This is a genomic window from Hydrogenophaga sp. (assembly GCF_011772445.1).
Classification (GTDB): Bacteria; Pseudomonadota; Gammaproteobacteria; order Burkholderiales; family Burkholderiaceae_C; genus Hydrogenophaga.
Genome location: NZ_WVZN01000003.1, coordinates 1 through 15979 on the forward strand (window position 1 = coordinate 1; position 15979 = coordinate 15979).

Here is a 15979-nt window from a genome sequence, read left to right on the forward strand (position 1 = left end):
GGCACACAAGGGCAATGCCGTACTCGTTTGTGGCTCTACTACGGTGAAATATCCGGGCTAGTCAGCCGCCTCTCTGCCCTAACCCGTACGCCTCAAGCGCGCGAGCGCGTTTGTCATGAAGATGGAGCGCCGAAATGAAGCGGGAAATACCTCCGTCATCCTGTCCCGAACTCTCTCGCCAACCACCATGAGCAACCATTCCGTCAAATCGCTGCTGGACATTCGTCGCACCTCGGGCGTACCGCAGAAGCAGTACGGGCCAAGTGCCAAGGGCGATGGCGAAGAGGCCGTGGGTCGACGCGATGGCGTGGCGGTGAAGAAGATGCCGAGCGAGACCAGCCGCGCTGCGGGCCGCGCCCGCAGGGCCAGCCAGAACCCGGTGGCCGGTCGTTCGGTCAAGCTGAGCGAACACCGGGTCCGTGCCGAGCAAGTCGTTCACCCGCTCACACTCGACACCATCGCCAGCGTGGCGCAGTCCATGCGCCTGCCGAAAGACGTGGTCACGAAGGCCGCGCGGGACATCCTCGACGGGAAGGACCCGGGTTTTGATGACACACCAGAAGACCGTAAGAAGTACTTTCTGGCGCTCAGCCTGGCCGCCCACTGCGTAGCCCCTCAGACCAGCCGTGAGGAACGCGCTGCGCTGCTGACGCCAGTGGGCCCCTTCACGCGACAGCCGCTCGACCTGGTCAGGCATTTCCAGAACGACTACCCGGAGGACGCAGAAGGCCAGGAGGCGCTGATCGAGCTGGTGATCAAGCTCAAGGGCGCCGGTGGCCGCGTTGGCGACTCACCGAAGAAGAACGAAGACGACCTGGGCGCCTTGCTCCAGAAGCGCCACAAGGTCGCCGAACTGATGGCGCTGCTGGCGCTGTGGCTTGACATCCCGGCACTCGATGAGGGCCAGCGCGAGGAACGACACGAGAAAGTGCGCGACCGCCTGGCCGAATTCATCAACGACTCCCGGGGCCAAAGCGCGCTCACGAGCGTCAACACCCATCAGGTGGCTCCCCCTGTCGGTGACCGGGCAACGTTCGAACGGGTCTATGACGAGCTGGGCGATCGGGCCGGCCAAGGCGAACGGCAGTCCAGCGCGCGGGCCTTGCTAGGCTTGTTCGAAAGGTATCCGGCCTGCACGGTCGACGAGTTGAAGGCGGTGCTGAAAGCCCTTCTGAGCGCCTCCGGGTACGACCTGAATGCCGAGAACGCTGCCCGGGATGCCACCGCTCGCCATCAAATGATCCTGTCCATCGAAGACGGGTGGTTTGGCAACACGCAGTTGGCCCGATTCGACCTTGCAACACGCCGTGTCAACGACTTCCAGAGTCGCAGGGCGGCCCCGTGAAACCGGATGCCTCGGCCTCGCAGCCTCTGCGCACCACGGCCTTGATGCGCGAGGTGCTCTCGCTGATCGATCGCCCCGCGACCGACATGCCGAGCTACAAGCGCCTGCCGGGCAAGCTCGGCATCCGCGACCTGACGGTCTCCATCGTGCTGCTGCGCGAAGTCGCAGAGGTCGTGCGTGAGCTGCCATCCAAGTGCTTCCCCAACGAGGAGGTGAAGATGAACATCCGCGACGCCATCCTGGGCGCGCTCGACGAACTGATCGTCGAGGAAGAAGAACGCGACGCCCAGCAGGCGCCGACGCCGGAGGCCCGCTGATGGACTGGATCGCCTCCACCGTGGACGCCTTCGGCCAGGCGCTCGGCATCCAGGGACTGAGCCTCGACGAGGATGGCCTGCTGGCCCTGCAGCTCGAAGACGGCGCCGAGCTCGCGATCCAGGACCTGCGGTCCGCGGGTGCACCGGAGCTGCTGGTGGCCCTCACGAAGGCCTGCTCCCGCGAGCCGGTGTCGGCCTTGCGCGCGGCGCTGCGGGCCAGCGACTTCCGCCACTCGCCCCACTGGACGCTGCAGGTCGGGCTGGACGAGAACGACCTCCTGGTCGGCGTGCGCCTTCCCATCGGCTCCGTGATGCTCAGCAGCCTGGAGGAGGCCGTGGACCACGTCCTGCACATCCACCGCGAGGCCGACCATGGCCATTGACCGCGACCGCCGCGTCCGGCGCGCGCCGCCACCGCCGCCGCTGCGCATCGACCAGGGGATCGAGAAGATCCTGCGCGGCCCGGTCAAGCGCCCGGACGATCGGCAGGCCATCACGAACAACTACTCGCCGGCATACACCGCCACGCGCCAGCGGCTGGACGAGCTCTACGCCATGCCGAACCTCGACGACTACCTGGTTGCCGAGATGTCGCCTCTGGTGTCAGAGGGCAGCCTGCTGCTGCCGCACCGCTTCGTGCGGGAGCTGGGCGAAGCGCGCGAAGTGCTGCGCCAGGCGCGCGATCGGCAGAAGCGCCACGCCCGCGTGTTCAGTCGCGCGATCGATGTGCTGTCCGACCAGATGGACCTGCGCGATCTGCTGCAGTCCTACCTGACCGCGCTTTACAAGGGTTGAGGCCATGGACGAGCAGGAACCTCTCACCTCCAACGACCCACTGGACGTGCTGCGCCTGCTCGGTCACATGTACCTGCGCTACGGCCGCGCCGAGCCGGCGCTGGCGCTGCTGCGCGCGCTGTGCCTGCTGGCGCCGGACGACCACCGCGCCCAGCGGGCGCTGGTGCGGGCGGCCATCATGGCCGGGCAAACCGACGAGGCCTTGCGCGTCATCGACCAGTTGCGCGACGAGGGCGATCCCTCGCCGGTGCTCTGGCTCCTTGAAGGCCAGGCATTGGCCGCCGTGGGCCGAAAAAGCGAAGCGCTGGCCGTGCTGGAGCGCTTCTCCGCGCAACGCGCGCGCCTGAGCACCGGGAGCCCCACGTGAGCGCGCAATCCTTCATGCAGCGCTGGCTGCAGGCGATCGTCAACCGCAATGACCTGGTGCTCGCGGCGCTGATCGTCGGGATCATCTTCATGATGATCCTGCCGCTGCCCACCTGGCTGGTGGATGCCATGATCGCGCTCAACATGTGCATCTCGGCCATCCTGCTCATGGTGGCCATGTACCTGCCCAGCCCGCTGGCCTTCAGCTCCTTTCCTTCGGTGCTGCTGGTCACCACGCTGTTCCGCCTGGCCATCAGCATCGCCACCACGCGGCTGATCCTGCTCAACGGCGACGCCGGGCACATCGTCTACACCTTCGGCAACTTCGTGGTCGGCGGCAACCTCGTCGTGGGCCTGGTGGTCTTCCTCATCCTGACCATCGTTCAGTTCATCGTCATCACCAAGGGTGCTGAGCGCGTGGCCGAGGTTGGCGCGCGATTCTCGCTCGACGCCATGCCAGGCAAGCAGATGTCCATCGACGGCGACATGCGCGCCGGCACGATCGACATGGCCGAGGCCCGACGGCGCCGCAGCCTGGTCGAGAAAGAGAGCCAACTGTATGGCTCCATGGACGGCGCGATGAAGTTCGTAAAAGGAGACGCCATTGCGGGCCTGATCATCGTCGCGGTCAACCTGCTGGGCGGCATCCTCATCGGCACCATGCAGCGCGACATGAGCGCTGGCGACGCAGTGAAGGTCTACTCCATCCTCACCATCGGCGATGGCCTGATCGCGCAGATCCCGGCGCTCTTCATTTCCATCGCTGCCGGCATGATCGTCACACGCGTGACCAACGACGAAGGCGGACCGTCCAACGTCGGCCGCGACGTGGGTGCGCAGATCCTCTCGCAGCCCAAGGCGCTGTTGATCGGCACGGCCGTGATGATCGGCTTCGGCCTGATCCCCGGCATGCCCACGCTCACCTTCCTCGCCTTGGCGCTGGCGCTGGGCACGGTGGGCTACATCCTCCTCAGGGGCGAGGTCAAGACGATCGATGCGGTGACGGGCGAGACCAAGACCGTACCCGCGGTGAACGCCGCTGGCACCGACAAGCCGGGCACGCGCAACGCCACCAAACCGGTCGAAGCCGACAACTTCCAGCCCACGGTTCCCCTGATGGTGGACGTGAACTCCGCGCTGGAGCAGGTGTTCTCCTCCGACCTGCTGAACGACGAACTCGTCAAGGTGCGCCGCGCCCTGTTCTTCGACATGGGCATCGTGTTCCCCGGGCTGCAACTGCGTTTCAACGACCAGTTGCCCGACGAGGCCTACTCCATCCTCGTTGGAGAAGTCCCGGTATCGCAGGGACGGCTGCGCGCGCGGCACCTGCTGGTGCGCGAGACACCGGAGAACCTCAACGCACTGGCCATCCCATTCGAGACGGACCGCAACTTCCTGCCCAATCTGCCGACACTGTGGACGCCGGGCTCGATGAAGGACTCGCTCAAGGCCACAGGCATTCCCTTCATGGAGCCCACGCAGCTCTTGAGCTATCACATCGCTTTCGTGCTGCGCAAGCACGCCGCCGAGTTCGTGGGCATACAGGAAACGCGCTCCATCCTGTCCGACATGGAAGCCCGCTTCCCCGAACTCGCCAAGGAGATCGTGCGGGTCATGCCGATCCACCGCATTGCCGAGATCCTTCAGCGGCTGGTGTCGGAGGAGATCTCCATCCGCAACGTGCGCACCGTGATGGAGGCGCTCGTTGAATGGGGCCAGAAAGAGAAAGACCCGGTGCTGCTGGCCGAGTACGTGCGCATCGCGCTCAAGCGCTACATCAGCCACAAATTCTCGGCGGGGCAGAACATGCTGCCGGCCTACCTGCTGTCGCCCTCCATCGAGGACGAGATCCGCACGGCCATCCGCCAGACCTCGGGCGGCTCCTACCTGGCGCTGGATCCGCAGTCGAGCAAGCGCATCGTGCAGGCCATCAAGCTCGCCGTCGGTGACATCAGCATGGTGCAGAACCGTCCCGTTCTGCTCACGTCGATGGACATCCGGCGCTACGTGCGCAAGCTGGTGGAACAGGACCTGAGCGAACTCGCGGTGCTGTCGTACCAGGAGCTCACGCAGGACATCAACATCCAGCCGCTGGCAAGGATCGAGCTGTGATGAACTTCGAATCCGCCATCACGGAAGCCGACCTCGTCGAGCTGCGCGTTCTTCACGGCCCGCAGGCCGGCAGCCGCTTGCCGCTCATGCCCGGCGCGCCTTACCTGATCGGCGCCGGAGACAACTGCGACATCATGCTGGCCGGCGCCCAGGTGGAGTCCGAGCACGCGCACATCGAGGTCGACGGCAGCCACTGGACAGTCACGCCGGATGGCGGGCGTGCGCTGCGGCTCGATGGCCAGGACTGCGACGCGAACCAGGCGCTCGCTTTCGGCACCGTCGTGTTGCTCGGGCGCGTCAAGCTGACCGTGGACCACCAGGACGCCGAATGGCCGCAGGACGAAGCCCTCGAACCGCAGCCGAGACCTGAGCCCGAACCACCACCCGAGGTGGGGACGAGCGCGATCACTGCGCCGCCCGGTGCCGCGGCGGACGCACCCGCCGCCGACGCACCGGCACAGGTGAAGAAGCCGCCTTTGTCGCGGCGACGCGCCGCCGCCGTGGCGATCTTCGCGGCCGTCGCCACCGCTTCCCTCGCGCTCACCGCTTACGCCGCCTGGCAGGTGGTTCAGCCGGTCGAGCCTCCGCCGCCCCCCGTGGTCGCCCCGCCGGAGGTGATCGTTGCGCCCGTCAGCCCCGAACAGCGCATGCGCGAGTGGGTGCAGGCGCAGGGCGCGAACACGCGACTGCTGCTCGACGGCGGAGGCGAGCAAGCCTGGCGCGTGCTGGGGCACGTGAAGCAAGAGGGCGATCGCCAGCGCCTGATCGACTCGGCGCGCGAACTGCCGTGGCCCGTCGAGGTGTCGGTGCTGACCGAGGCGCAGCGACTGGCTGCCGTGCAGCGCTACACCGACCAGCAAGCCTCCACCCCCAGTCTGGCGGTGCGCACGCTGGCAGACGGCCAGGCCAATCCCAAGGTCCGCGTCATTGCCGCGAACCAGGTCCATGCCGACGAGTTCATCGCCCGCCTGCGCCGGGATCTTCGCCCGCTCGAGCCCATCGACGCCGAGGTGCTGCTGCCACCCGCCGTGCGCCTGCGCTTCCTGGAGCGCCTGAACGCTGTCGACCTGGGGCATCGCTTCACCGTGGTTCGCAACGAACCCGACCTGAGGTTGACCGCCCTGCTGCGCCAGGGTGACGTGGAGCGGTGGGAGCAGTTTTTCAGCGACTTCACCCGCGAGCACGGCAGCGTGTTGAGCATCAGCGCCGTGGTCCGCCTGGAGCGCGACGCCATCGAGTCCCGCATCCAGGCGGTGGTGGCGGGCGCGTACCCCTATGTGATGACGACCTCTGGCCAGCGCGTGGCACCGGGTGGTTCGATCGATGGCAAGACCGTGGTCGCCGTCAACGCCCAGGAAGTGGTTTTTTCCGATGGATTGCGCGTGCGGCTGCGCCCCTAGAACGCCGCCAGGAGCATGACGATGAAGACCTTGAGCGACACCATTCCGCCGGAACACTCCCGGTTGTTGGAGGACTGGCTGCCCAACGATCACGCGGCCACCCGCCGCGATCTGCAGGCGCTTCAGGACAACTGCCGCGCGGCAAAACAGCAGCTCACGGACAAAGTGAGCTTCGAGCGGCTGCGCGCGTTGGGCGTGGGCGTTTCAGCGGCGCTCTGGGTGCTGGATCGCCTGCCCAATGCGCTGCGACGCACGCCTGTCAACGCACCTTCCCCAGCGCCGACTCCCCGGCCGGCACACACCACCGACGTCAGCTGACGTCTTTCACCTCAGGAGGCCACCATGGCATCGCTCACAATGGACCATCTGCGCGACACCTCGGAGGTGATCATGCGCGACTCGGAAGATCGCCTGTTCGAGATGCTCGAATCAATTTCTTCGGGTGAAGACGTGTCGAACGCCGACCTGCTGAAGTATCAGATCGAGCTGTCGATCAACAGCCTCACGGCCACGATCACCAGCTCGATCGTCAAGGAGCGTTCCGACACGCTCAAGGCGGTGGTTCAGAAGTTCTGACCGCCGGCGGCTGGCTCCCCGAACGGGCGCCAGCCGACGTGCAGCCGAACTCAGGGCGCCGGCCGCAGTGCGTCCACCTGCGTGACCGCGGCGATGGCCGCGGTGCGGCTGTTCACCTGCAGCGTGGTGAAGATGGCCGCGATGTGGCTCTTGACCGTGCCCATGGCCATGTTGAGCTCGCGGCAGATCTGCTTGTTGCTGCGCCCCTTCATGAGCTGCTCAAGCACCTCGATCTGTCGCGCCGTGAGCCGGGCGGTGACGTCATGGCGCAGACGGCCGTGGTAGCGCGAGGTGACCTCGGGTGCATCGGATCGCCCCGCGTCCGCCGGGTTGTCCTGCGCGATGAGGGCCTCGGGCGACACGTAGGTGCCACCATCGAGCACGAACTTGAGCGCTCCAGCGAACACGCGGCTGCCCACTTTCTTGGAGAGATAGCCCCGGGCGCCCTGGCGAATCAGGCAGCGCATGCGGCTGCCGCTCTCGGCGCCGGTCATCACCACGGCCGGGGCATTGGCGGTGAAACCCTTCAAGGTGGACAGGTCCTCGCCAGCCAACGGAATCAGGCCTTCATCCACCACCAGCAGGTCCACGCTGCTGACCTGGCCGGACACCACGAGAAGCTCGTCCCAGGAGGCGGCTTCGTGGATGACGACCTGGCGATCCAGGGCCCGCAAGGACACCTTGAACCCTTCGCGAAGGATCTCGGCTTCCTCGGCGAGGACCACATGGAGGCAGCTGGCTGCCGGCAAGTCCCAGGGCTGGGACGACACCACTTCGGGATCTTGAACGTACGTTGAATCGAAGGACATGGGAGGCTCCACTCTGTCTGACATTGACCCCCACTGATCTGTTTTTCTTGTCTGCGGGGGTGATTCTTCTGTCTCGGATCGATTCGACAAATACGCTGTGAGCACTATTTCCTAGGTCCCGTCGGCTTGGACGGTCGCCTAGGCCGAATGACGGCAAAAGGCCTGCCACAGCCGGCGGAGGACGTTCTCCCGGGAGTTCCCGAGTCGTCGTTTGTGCTTGGCTCGCGGGTTGCTAAGCCCATGGCATGAGCCAACCACCCCTCCCCACCGACCTGGGCCTGAGCAAACTCGACAGCGCCCTGCTCAACATCCTCGTCAAGAACGGTCGCGCTTCCTTTGCCGAACTGGCACGCCACCTGGGCATTTCCCGCGCCCACGCCCGGGCGCGCGTGCAGGCGCTGCAGGCCAGCGGCGTGATCGAGCTGTTCGCGGCCGTCATCAACCCCGAGAAGCTCGGGCAGGTGAACTCCACGTTCCTGGACATCGTGGTGACGCCAGCGGCGATCGAGCGCGTCGCGCAAGAACTGGCCGACTGCCCGGAGGTGGTGAGCCTCTACATCATGAGCGACCTGCGCAGCCTGCACGTGCACGCGCTCACCGAGAGTGCGACCAGCTTCGAATCCTTCGTGCGCCGGCATGTGTTCAACCGGCCCGAGATCGTGTCGGTGGACTGCAAGACCTTGCTGACACGCGTGAAGAACCGCCGCGGCGGTGCGCGGCTGTGACGTCGGCCCCACCGTCCGTGATGGTGCGGGCGCACCGTTGGCGTGCAACGGTGCCATTTGTTCAGTGCGCTTCGTTGCCTCATGCCCAAGGCACGAAGTCGAGCCCTCGTCGGGACACAAGCGCTTGACAAACGATCGCCCGACGGCGCCACGCTGAACATTCGGCAGGCCAAAAGCGGCAAAAACCCGCACCAAACGCAAGCCCGGCGACCCGATCCGCATGGCACAGGCTTTGCGAACGGTGGTGCCTGTCGCTTGACAAACGTCACCTCCCTCAACCCATTGACCTGACAGGAGCGTCTCCCATGGCCCTGATCCGCCGCCAATTTCTCTCGCGCGCCGCGCTAGCCACCAGTGCACTCGGCGCCCCTGTGTTCGCCAACGCGCAATCCGCGCGCTTCAACTGGAAGATGACCAGCGCCTACGGCAAGGGCTCGCCCTTCTACATGGACGGACCGGGCAGCGCGACCGACCTGGCCAAGCGCATCCGCGAGATGTCCGACGGGCGCCTGAACATCCAGGTGTTCGGGGCGGGCGAACTCATCCCCGCGTTCGAGGGTTTCGACGCCGTGCGCGCGGGCACGGTGGAGATGAACCACGCCAACAGCTACTTCTGGACCGGCAAGACCTTCGCCGCGCAGTACTTCACCGCCGTGCCCTTCGGCCTCAATTTCCAGGGCATGAACGGCTGGCTCTACGACGGCGGCGGCCAGGAACTGTGGAACGAGGTCTACGCGCCTTTCGGCATGGTGGCCATGCCTTGCGGCAACACCGGCGTGCAGATGACGGGCTGGTTCAAGAAGGAGATCAAGTCGGTCGCCGACTTCAAGGGATTGAAGATGCGAATCCCCGGTCTGGCCGGCAAGGTGTACGCCAACCTCGGCGTGGACGTGAAGGTGCTGCCGGGCGGCGAGATCTTCCCCGCCCTGGAGCGTGGCGTGATCGACGCGGCCGAGTTCGTGGGCCCCTTCCAGGACCGCCGCCTGGGCCTGCAGAAAGCCGCCAAGTTCTACTACACCACCGGCTGGCACGAGTCCTCCACCGTGTCGGAGCTGCTCATCAACAAGGCCGCCTGGGACAAGCTGCCCAAGGACCTGCAGGCCATCGTGAGCAACGCCGCCGCCGCCTGCAACGTGATCAGCGAAGGCTGGTGCCAGAAGGCCAACTCGGAGGCCATGGAAGACCTGGTCAAGAACCAGGGCGTGACGGCGCGGCCCTTGCCCGACGACGTCATCAAGGCCCTGAGGGCCGAGACCGAGAAGGTGCTGGCCGAGGCCGTGAAGGACCCGCTGACGAAGAAGGTGCACGACTCCTACTTCGCCTTCAAGGCCAAGTACGACCGCTGGAGCGAGATCAGCGAAGAGGCCTACCACCTCAAGGTGCGCGGCTGATCATGCTCAAGGCGTTGCGGCCGCTGGCCGCGTTCATCGAAGGCCTGATCGACCGCACGGGCGCGCTCACCGCGTGGATCGCGCTGGTCATGATCGGCCTGGTGGCCACCAACGTGCTGCTGCGCTACGCCTTCAGCTTCGGCTCGGTGTGGGCGCAGGAGCTGGAATGGCACCTGCTCGCCGCCCTCATCCTGCTGGGCATGGGGCACGCGCTTCAGCGCGGCGAGAACGTGCGCGTGGACCTGTTCTATTCGCGCTTCTCCCCGGGCCTCAAGCGCGCGGTCGACGTGGCCGCGGCGCTGCTGCTGATCGCGGTGAGCCTGGCCTTCATCCAGCTGTCCATCGCCTACGTGGGCCAGGCCTACGCCATCAACGAGCAATCGCCCGACCCGGGTGGGCTCCCCTACCGCTGGGCCATCAAGGCGCTGATCCCGCTGGGCTATGGCCTTCTGGTGCTGCAGCAATTCGCCCACCTGGTGCGCCTGCTCGGCCCGGGCCGCGATGCGCCGAGCGAAGGGGATGCGCGTGTTTGAGATGCACACCTATGCCCTGATGATGCTGGGCGGCTTCTTCGTGATGCTGATGATCGGCATCCCGGTGGCGGTCAGCCTGGCGGTCACGGGCTTCCTGTTCGGCTGGCTGGGTTTTGGCGACACGCTCTTCAATCTGCTGCCCGCGCGCTTCTATGGCGTGGTGGGTGGCTACCAGTGGATGGCGATCCCGCTGTTCGTGTTCATGGGCGTGATGCTGGAGAAGTCTCGCCTGGCCGACGACCTGCTCGACGTGATGGGCCACCTGGCCGGCGGCCTCAAGGGCGGCATGGCCATCGGCATCGTGCTGTTCGGTGTGCTCATGGGTGCCACCACCGGCATCGTGGGCGCCACCATCATCACGCTGGGCCTGCTCACGCTGCCCACGCTGATCCGCCGGGGCTACGACAAGAGCGTCGCCTGCGGCGTGATCTGCGCCTCGGGCACGCTGGGCCAGATCATTCCGCCCAGCCTCATCCTCATCCTGCTCTCCGACATCATGCAGCTCTCCGTGGGCACGCTGTTCGCGGCCGCCGTGGGGCCGGGCGTTCTGCTGGCCGGCGTGTACATCGTGTACCTGCTGGTGATGGGCTGGCTGCGCCCGGCGAGCATGCCGCCGCTGCCGGCGGCGGAACGCGACGCCGTCTCGCGCCGCGAGCTCGGGGTGCGCTTCTTCAAGGTGCTGGTGCCACCGGTGATGCTGGTGGTGGCGGTGCTGGGCTCCATCGTGGGTGGCGTGGCCGCACCCACCGAGGCCGCGAGCATGGGTGCCGTGGGCGCGGTGCTGATCACCGCGCTGTCGGGGCGCCTGGACTGGAAGACGCTGAAAGCGACCGCGCTGGACACCAGCAAGATCACCGCGCTGATGATGTTCATCCTGATGACGGCACAGGTCTTCGCGCTGTCGTTCCGTGGCCTGCATGGCGAAGAACTGATCGCCGCCATGTTCGACAAGCTGCCCGGTGGGGTGAACACCGCCATCTGGTTCCTCATGGCGATCATCTTCGTGCTGGGCTTCTTCGTGGAATGGATCGAGATCAGCTACATCGCGGTGCCGCTGTTCCTGCCGATCCTGATCAACCTGGGCGTGGACCCGGTGTGGCTGGCGATGCTGATCACCATCAACCTGCAGTCGAGCTTCCTCACACCGCCCTTCGGCTGGGCGCTGTTCTACCTGAAGGGCGTGGCACCACCGAGCGTGAACATCAAGGACATCTACAAGGGCGTTCTGCCATTCATCCTGCTGCAGGGCATCACGTTGTTGCTGGTGTTCCAGTTCCCCTCGATCGCGACCTGGCTGCCCAAGGCCATCGGCTGGTAGACACGCATGGCCTTCTTCGATCAGTACAGCGCCGCCTGGCTGCTGGGACTCGCGGCGGCCCTGCTGGCCACCGGCCTGGTGGCGGGCGTGCTCGCCGGCCTGCTCGGCGTGGGTGGCGGCATCGTCATCGTGCCGGTGCTCTACCACCTGTTCACGCTGCTCGGCGTCGACGAATCGGTGCGCATGCACGTGGCCGTGGGCACCTCGCTTGCGACCATCGTGCCGACCTCCATCCTGTCGAGCCGCGCGCACCGGCGCAAAGGCAGCCTGGACCCGGCGCTGATCCGTCAGTTGCTGCCCTGGGTGGTGCTGGGCGTGGGACTGGGCGCGGTGGCCAGCGGTTTGCTCAAGGGCAGCGCGCTCACGGCCGTGTTCGCGGGCGTGGCGCTGCTGGTGGCGCTGAACATGGCCTTCAAGCGCGACGGCGTCGCCCTGCGCGACGGCCTGCCCGGCACGCTGGGCACGGCCTTCATCGGTGGCGGCATCGGCGGCCTGTCCACGCTCATGGGCATCGGCGGCGGCACGCTGTCGGTGCCCATCCTGAACGCCCTGCGCGTGCCCATGCACCGCGCGGTGGGCACGGGCGCGCTGCTGGGCACGGTCATCAGCGTGCCCGGGGCGCTGGCCTTCGTCATCAACGGCCTGGGCGTGCCGCTGCGACCACCCTTCAGCCTGGGCTACGTCAACGGCCTGGGCTTCGCGCTCATCGTGCCCGCCACGCTGCTGACCACCGGCTGGGGTGCGACACTCGCGCACCGCATCGATGCCCGGCGCCTGCGGCAGGTCTTCGCGCTCTTTCTCGCGCTGACCTCGCTGCGCATGTTCGCCGGGCTGCTCACCTGAAACCACCATGGAGACACCGGCGTGATTCACACCCTCAGGGCCTTGGGCGGCATGGCCGTGGCCCCTCACCACCTGGCCGCGCAGGCCGCGCGCGACGTGCTGCGCGACGGCGGCAACGCCATCGAGGCGATGGTCGCGGCGGCCGCCACCATCGCCGTGGTCTACCCGCACATGAACGCCATCGGCGGCGACGGCTTCTGGCTCATCCACGAACCCGGCCAGGCCGTGCAGGCCATCGATGCCTGCGGCCCCGCCGCGCGACGGGCCACGCGGGACTTCTATCAGGGCGCCGAGGCCATTCCCTCGCGCGGCCCGCGGGCCGCCTTGACCGTGGCCGGCACCGTCGGCGGCTGGGCGCGCGCGCTCGAAGTATCCGCGCGCTGGGGCGGCACGCTGGACCTGCAACGCCTGCTGGGCGACGCCATCCGCCACGCCCACGACGGCGTGGCCGTCACCGCCAGCCAGGCCGCGCTCACCTGCGCCAAGCTGAACGACGGCCTCGGCGCCGCCCCGGGTTTTGCGGCCACCTACCTGGCCGACGGCCAGCCCCCGCCCGTGGGCCACTTGCTGCGCCAGCCGGCCCTGGCCGACACGCTGCGGCACCTGGCCACGCGGGGGCTCGACGATTTCTACCGTGGCGAGCTCGGCGCGCGCATCGGTGAAGCGCTGCAGCGCGTGGGCAGCCCCGTCGGTGCCGACGACCTCGCGGCCTACCGCGCCGCCTTCGTCGAACCGCTGGCGGTGAAGCTGCGCGACAGCACGGTCTACAACCTGCCGCCGCCCACGCAGGGCCTGTCCACGCTGATGATCCTGGGCCTGTTCGAGCAACTCGGCGTGAGCGGCAGCGACGGCGAATCCTTCGCCCACGTGCACGGCCTGGTGGAAGCCACCAAGCGCGCCTTTCGCGTGCGCGACCGCGTGGTCACCGACCCCGGCCGCCTGCCCGAAGACCCGCGCGCCCACCTCGCACCCGCGTCGCTGGCGGCGCTGGCGGCCCAGATCGATCCGACACGCGCCCTGCCCTGGCCCGACCCCAGCGCGCCCGGCGACACCATCTGGATGGGCGTGGTCGACCGCGAAGGCCGCGCGGTGAGCTTCATCCAGAGCGTGTACTGGGAGTTCGGCTCGGGCACCGTGCTCGACGGCCTGGGCATCTGCTGGCAGAACCGCGGCACCAGTTTCTCGCTCGACCCGCGCGCGCTCAACGCGCTGGAGCCCGGCCGCAAGCCCTTCCACACGCTCAACCCTTCGCTCGCGCGGTTCGACGACGGCCGCGTGATGCCCTTCGGCACCATGGGCGGCGAAGGCCAGCCGCAGACGCAGGCCGCCGTGTTCACCCGCTACGCGCGCTTCGGGCAGGGCCTGCAGCAGGCCGTGAGCGCGCCGCGCTGGCTGCTGGGCCGCACCTGGGGCGCCAGCAGCACCTCGCTCAAGCTGGAGAGCCGCTTCGACCCGGCACTGGTGCGCCAACTGGCCGACGCCGGCCACGCGGTGGAGCTGCTGGACGAGTCCTTCAGCGACACCATGGGCCACGCCGGCGCGCTGGTGCGCCGGGCCGATGGCGTGATCGAGGGCGCGGTGGACCCACGCAGCGACGGGGCGGTGGCCGGCGTCTGACGCCACGCATCCCGCGCAGCGGCGACAATGGCGCGGACCCACGCGCCATGCCCACGCCGCTGCCCACCCCCATCGACGCCACGCGCTGCCCCTTGTGCGGCGGCGACAACCGCTGCGCGGTGGAGATCGAGAAGGCCACCGGCAAGCCCCAGCCCCCGTGCTGGTGCGTGAGCGAGACCTTCACGCCCGAGCTGCTCGCCCGCCTCCCCGCGGCGGCGCGCCGCACGGCCTGCATCTGCCAGGCCTGTGCGCGCAAGGCGCTGGCGCCATCCTCATGAGCGAAGCACCGGCGCCCACCCCAAACAACCCCCACGGCCTGCCCGCGCTGCGCGAGCGCTACGGCCCGCGCTACCGCTGGCTGCTGCTGCTCGCGGTGATGGTGGGCACCATGGCGTCCATCATGTCGTCCACCGTGGTCAACGTGGCCATCCCCGACATGAGCCAGCATTTCACGCTCGGCCAGGAGCGCGCGCAGTGGGTCACCTCGGGTTTCATGGCGGCCATGACCGTGTCCATGCTGACCACGCCCTGGCTGCTGGCGCGCTACGGCTACCGCGCCACCTACTCGGGCTGCATGTGGCTGCTGCTGGTGGGCGGCGTGGCCGGCGGGCTGGCGAACGACTACCCGCTGGTGCTGGCCGCGCGCGTGGCCGAGGGCCTGGCCGCGGGCGTGGTGCAGCCCATCCCCGCCATCATCATCCTGCGCGCCTTCGACCCCAGCGAACAGGGCCGCGCCAGCGGCATCTTCGGCATGGGCGTGGTGCTGGCTCCGGCGCTGGGGCCCAGCATCGGCGGCGTGCTGGTCGACTGGTTCGGCTGGCGCTCCATCTTCTTCATGGTGGTGCCGTTCTGCCTCGTCTCGCTGTGGCTGGCGCGCAAGCTCATTCCCACCACCGCCCCGGGCGGCGCGGACGCCAACCGCGCGGGCGCCGCGCTGGACTGGCGCGGCCTGCTGCTGGCCACCGCGGGCACGCTGTGCCTGCTCAATGGCCTGGTGGAATTGCAAGGGGGCACGCCGCTGGTGGCCACCACGCTGCTGGTGTCGGCCGTGGCCCTGCTGCTGGTCTTCATCTGGCTGGCGCGGCGCATGCTGCAAACCCATCGCCACGCGCAAGGCCCCGAGCCGCTGATGAACCTGAGCCTGTTCGCCGACCGCCGCTTCGCCATGGGCAGCCTGGTCGCCTTCATCTACGGCGTGGCGCTGTTCGGCTCCACCTACCTGCTGCCGGTGTACATGCAGATGGGCCTGCAGCTCTCGCCCTCGGTGGTGGGCACGGTGCTGCTGCCCTCGGGCCTGGTGCTGGCCATCAGCATCGCCGCCGTGGGCCGCCTGGCCGACCGCCAGCCCACGCACCGCCTGGTGAGCATCGGCCTGGTGCTGCTGGCGGCCTCGTTCGCGCTGATGGTGACGATCCGCCTGGAACACCCGGCGCGCATCATCCCGCTGCTGGTGCTCTGGGCCATCGTCGGGCGCATCGGGCTGGGCTTCATCCTCCCCTCGCTCAACATCGGCGCCATGCGCGGGCTGGGCCCGGCCCACATACCGCAGGGCGCCAGCGTCATCAACTTCCTGCGCATGCTGGGCGGCGCCGCGGGGGTCAGCCTGTGCGGCATCTTCCTGGAGTGGCGACTTGCCGCGCACGGCGCGCCGCTCGACACCTCGCCCACCACGCCGGCGCGCATCGCGGCCTTCGACGAAACCTTCCTCATGCTGGCCGGCATCTGCGCGCTGGCCGTGCTGGCCGCCCTGCGGCTGAAGCCGCCCACACCGCCGGTGCCGCCGCCGCCCGAGCGGCAGACCCGACCGGCCTGAGCCGCCGACGACGAGGCAG

At 68.0% G+C, this 15979-nt stretch carries 18 protein-coding genes; 17 read left to right on the forward strand and 1 reads right to left on the reverse strand.

The window, feature by feature from the left end:
• The first annotated feature begins 187 nt into the window (after positions 1-187).
• The 9 genes from GTO19_RS00325 to GTO19_RS00365 are packed head-to-tail and all read left to right on the forward strand — an operon-like array spanning position 188 to position 6911.
• Positions 188-1345 (forward strand): hypothetical protein, encoded by a 1158-nt coding sequence (locus GTO19_RS00325; RefSeq protein WP_291016456.1) that lies wholly within the window; start codon positions 188-190, stop codon positions 1343-1345.
• Entirely contained in the window at positions 1342-1662 is a 321-nt protein-coding gene (locus GTO19_RS00330) for a TyeA family type III secretion system gatekeeper subunit (RefSeq protein WP_291016459.1), read from the forward strand. Before GTO19_RS00325 ends, GTO19_RS00330 begins: the two co-directional genes overlap by 4 nt.
• Complete coding sequence (locus GTO19_RS00335; RefSeq protein ID WP_291016462.1) at positions 1662-2045, forward strand: hypothetical protein; 384 nt, start codon at positions 1662-1664, stop codon at positions 2043-2045. The genes GTO19_RS00330 and GTO19_RS00335 overlap by 1 nt, the downstream gene beginning before the upstream one ends.
• Positions 2035-2457, forward strand: coding sequence for a hypothetical protein (locus tag GTO19_RS00340; RefSeq protein WP_291016464.1), 423 nt, complete (start codon positions 2035-2037; stop codon positions 2455-2457). Before GTO19_RS00335 ends, GTO19_RS00340 begins: the two co-directional genes overlap by 11 nt.
• A 4-nt stretch (positions 2458-2461) precedes the next feature.
• The gene (locus GTO19_RS00345) at positions 2462-2824 is read left to right on the forward strand and encodes a BTAD domain-containing putative transcriptional regulator (protein WP_291016467.1); all 363 of its coding nucleotides are present in this window, start codon (positions 2462-2464) and stop codon (positions 2822-2824) included.
• On the forward strand, positions 2821-4935 hold the full coding sequence (gene sctV / locus GTO19_RS00350) for a type III secretion system export apparatus subunit SctV (RefSeq protein WP_291016470.1): 2115 nt from the start codon (positions 2821-2823) through the stop codon (positions 4933-4935). Before GTO19_RS00345 ends, sctV begins: the two co-directional genes overlap by 4 nt.
• Positions 4935-6335 carry an FHA domain-containing protein gene (locus GTO19_RS00355; protein WP_291016473.1) on the forward strand — a complete coding sequence of 467 codons (1401 nt, stop codon included), beginning with the start codon at positions 4935-4937 and terminating at the stop codon, positions 6333-6335. Before sctV ends, GTO19_RS00355 begins: the two co-directional genes overlap by 1 nt.
• 21 nt (positions 6336-6356) lie before the next feature.
• The gene (locus GTO19_RS00360; RefSeq protein ID WP_291016475.1) at positions 6357-6653 is read left to right on the forward strand and encodes a hypothetical protein; all 297 of its coding nucleotides are present in this window, start codon (positions 6357-6359) and stop codon (positions 6651-6653) included.
• Between the two features lie 24 nt (positions 6654-6677).
• The gene (locus tag GTO19_RS00365; protein ID WP_288251400.1) at positions 6678-6911 is read left to right on the forward strand and encodes a hypothetical protein; all 234 of its coding nucleotides are present in this window, start codon (positions 6678-6680) and stop codon (positions 6909-6911) included.
• A 50-nt stretch (positions 6912-6961) separates the two neighbouring features.
• On the opposite strand, the gene GTO19_RS00370 is transcribed toward GTO19_RS00365, so the two are convergent.
• Entirely contained in the window at positions 6962-7720 is a 759-nt protein-coding gene (locus GTO19_RS00370; RefSeq protein WP_291016481.1) for a response regulator transcription factor, read from the reverse strand.
• Between the two features lie 245 nt (positions 7721-7965).
• On the opposite strand from GTO19_RS00370, the gene GTO19_RS00375 reads away from it, so the two are divergent.
• From GTO19_RS00375 to GTO19_RS00410, 8 genes are all read left to right on the forward strand, one after another.
• Positions 7966-8445 (forward strand): Lrp/AsnC family transcriptional regulator, encoded by a 480-nt coding sequence (locus tag GTO19_RS00375; RefSeq protein ID WP_291016484.1) that lies wholly within the window; start codon positions 7966-7968, stop codon positions 8443-8445.
• A gap of 305 nt (positions 8446-8750) precedes the next feature.
• Positions 8751-9836, forward strand: coding sequence for a TRAP transporter substrate-binding protein (locus tag GTO19_RS00380; protein WP_291016487.1), 1086 nt, complete (start codon positions 8751-8753; stop codon positions 9834-9836).
• A 2-nt stretch (positions 9837-9838) separates the two neighbouring features.
• Complete coding sequence (locus tag GTO19_RS00385) at positions 9839-10369, forward strand: TRAP transporter small permease subunit (protein WP_291016489.1); 531 nt, start codon at positions 9839-9841, stop codon at positions 10367-10369.
• A complete protein-coding gene (locus GTO19_RS00390) occupies positions 10356-11687 on the forward strand; it encodes a TRAP transporter large permease subunit (protein ID WP_291016493.1) in 1332 nt (443 codons plus the stop codon). The genes GTO19_RS00385 and GTO19_RS00390 overlap by 14 nt, the downstream gene beginning before the upstream one ends.
• Positions 11688-11693: 6 nt before the next feature.
• Positions 11694-12530, forward strand: a complete 837-nt coding sequence (locus GTO19_RS00395; protein ID WP_291016496.1) for a sulfite exporter TauE/SafE family protein — start codon at positions 11694-11696, stop codon at positions 12528-12530.
• Positions 12531-12551: 21 nt separating this feature from the next.
• Positions 12552-14147 carry a gamma-glutamyltransferase family protein gene (locus tag GTO19_RS00400; protein WP_291016497.1) on the forward strand — a complete coding sequence of 532 codons (1596 nt, stop codon included), beginning with the start codon at positions 12552-12554 and terminating at the stop codon, positions 14145-14147.
• A 47-nt stretch (positions 14148-14194) separates the two neighbouring features.
• Entirely contained in the window at positions 14195-14425 is a 231-nt protein-coding gene (locus GTO19_RS00405; RefSeq protein ID WP_291016499.1) for a cysteine-rich CWC family protein, read from the forward strand.
• A complete protein-coding gene (locus GTO19_RS00410) occupies positions 14422-15960 on the forward strand; it encodes an MFS transporter (RefSeq protein ID WP_291016502.1) in 1539 nt (512 codons plus the stop codon). The genes GTO19_RS00405 and GTO19_RS00410 overlap by 4 nt, the downstream gene beginning before the upstream one ends.
• The last annotated feature ends 19 nt before the right edge of the window (positions 15961-15979 follow it).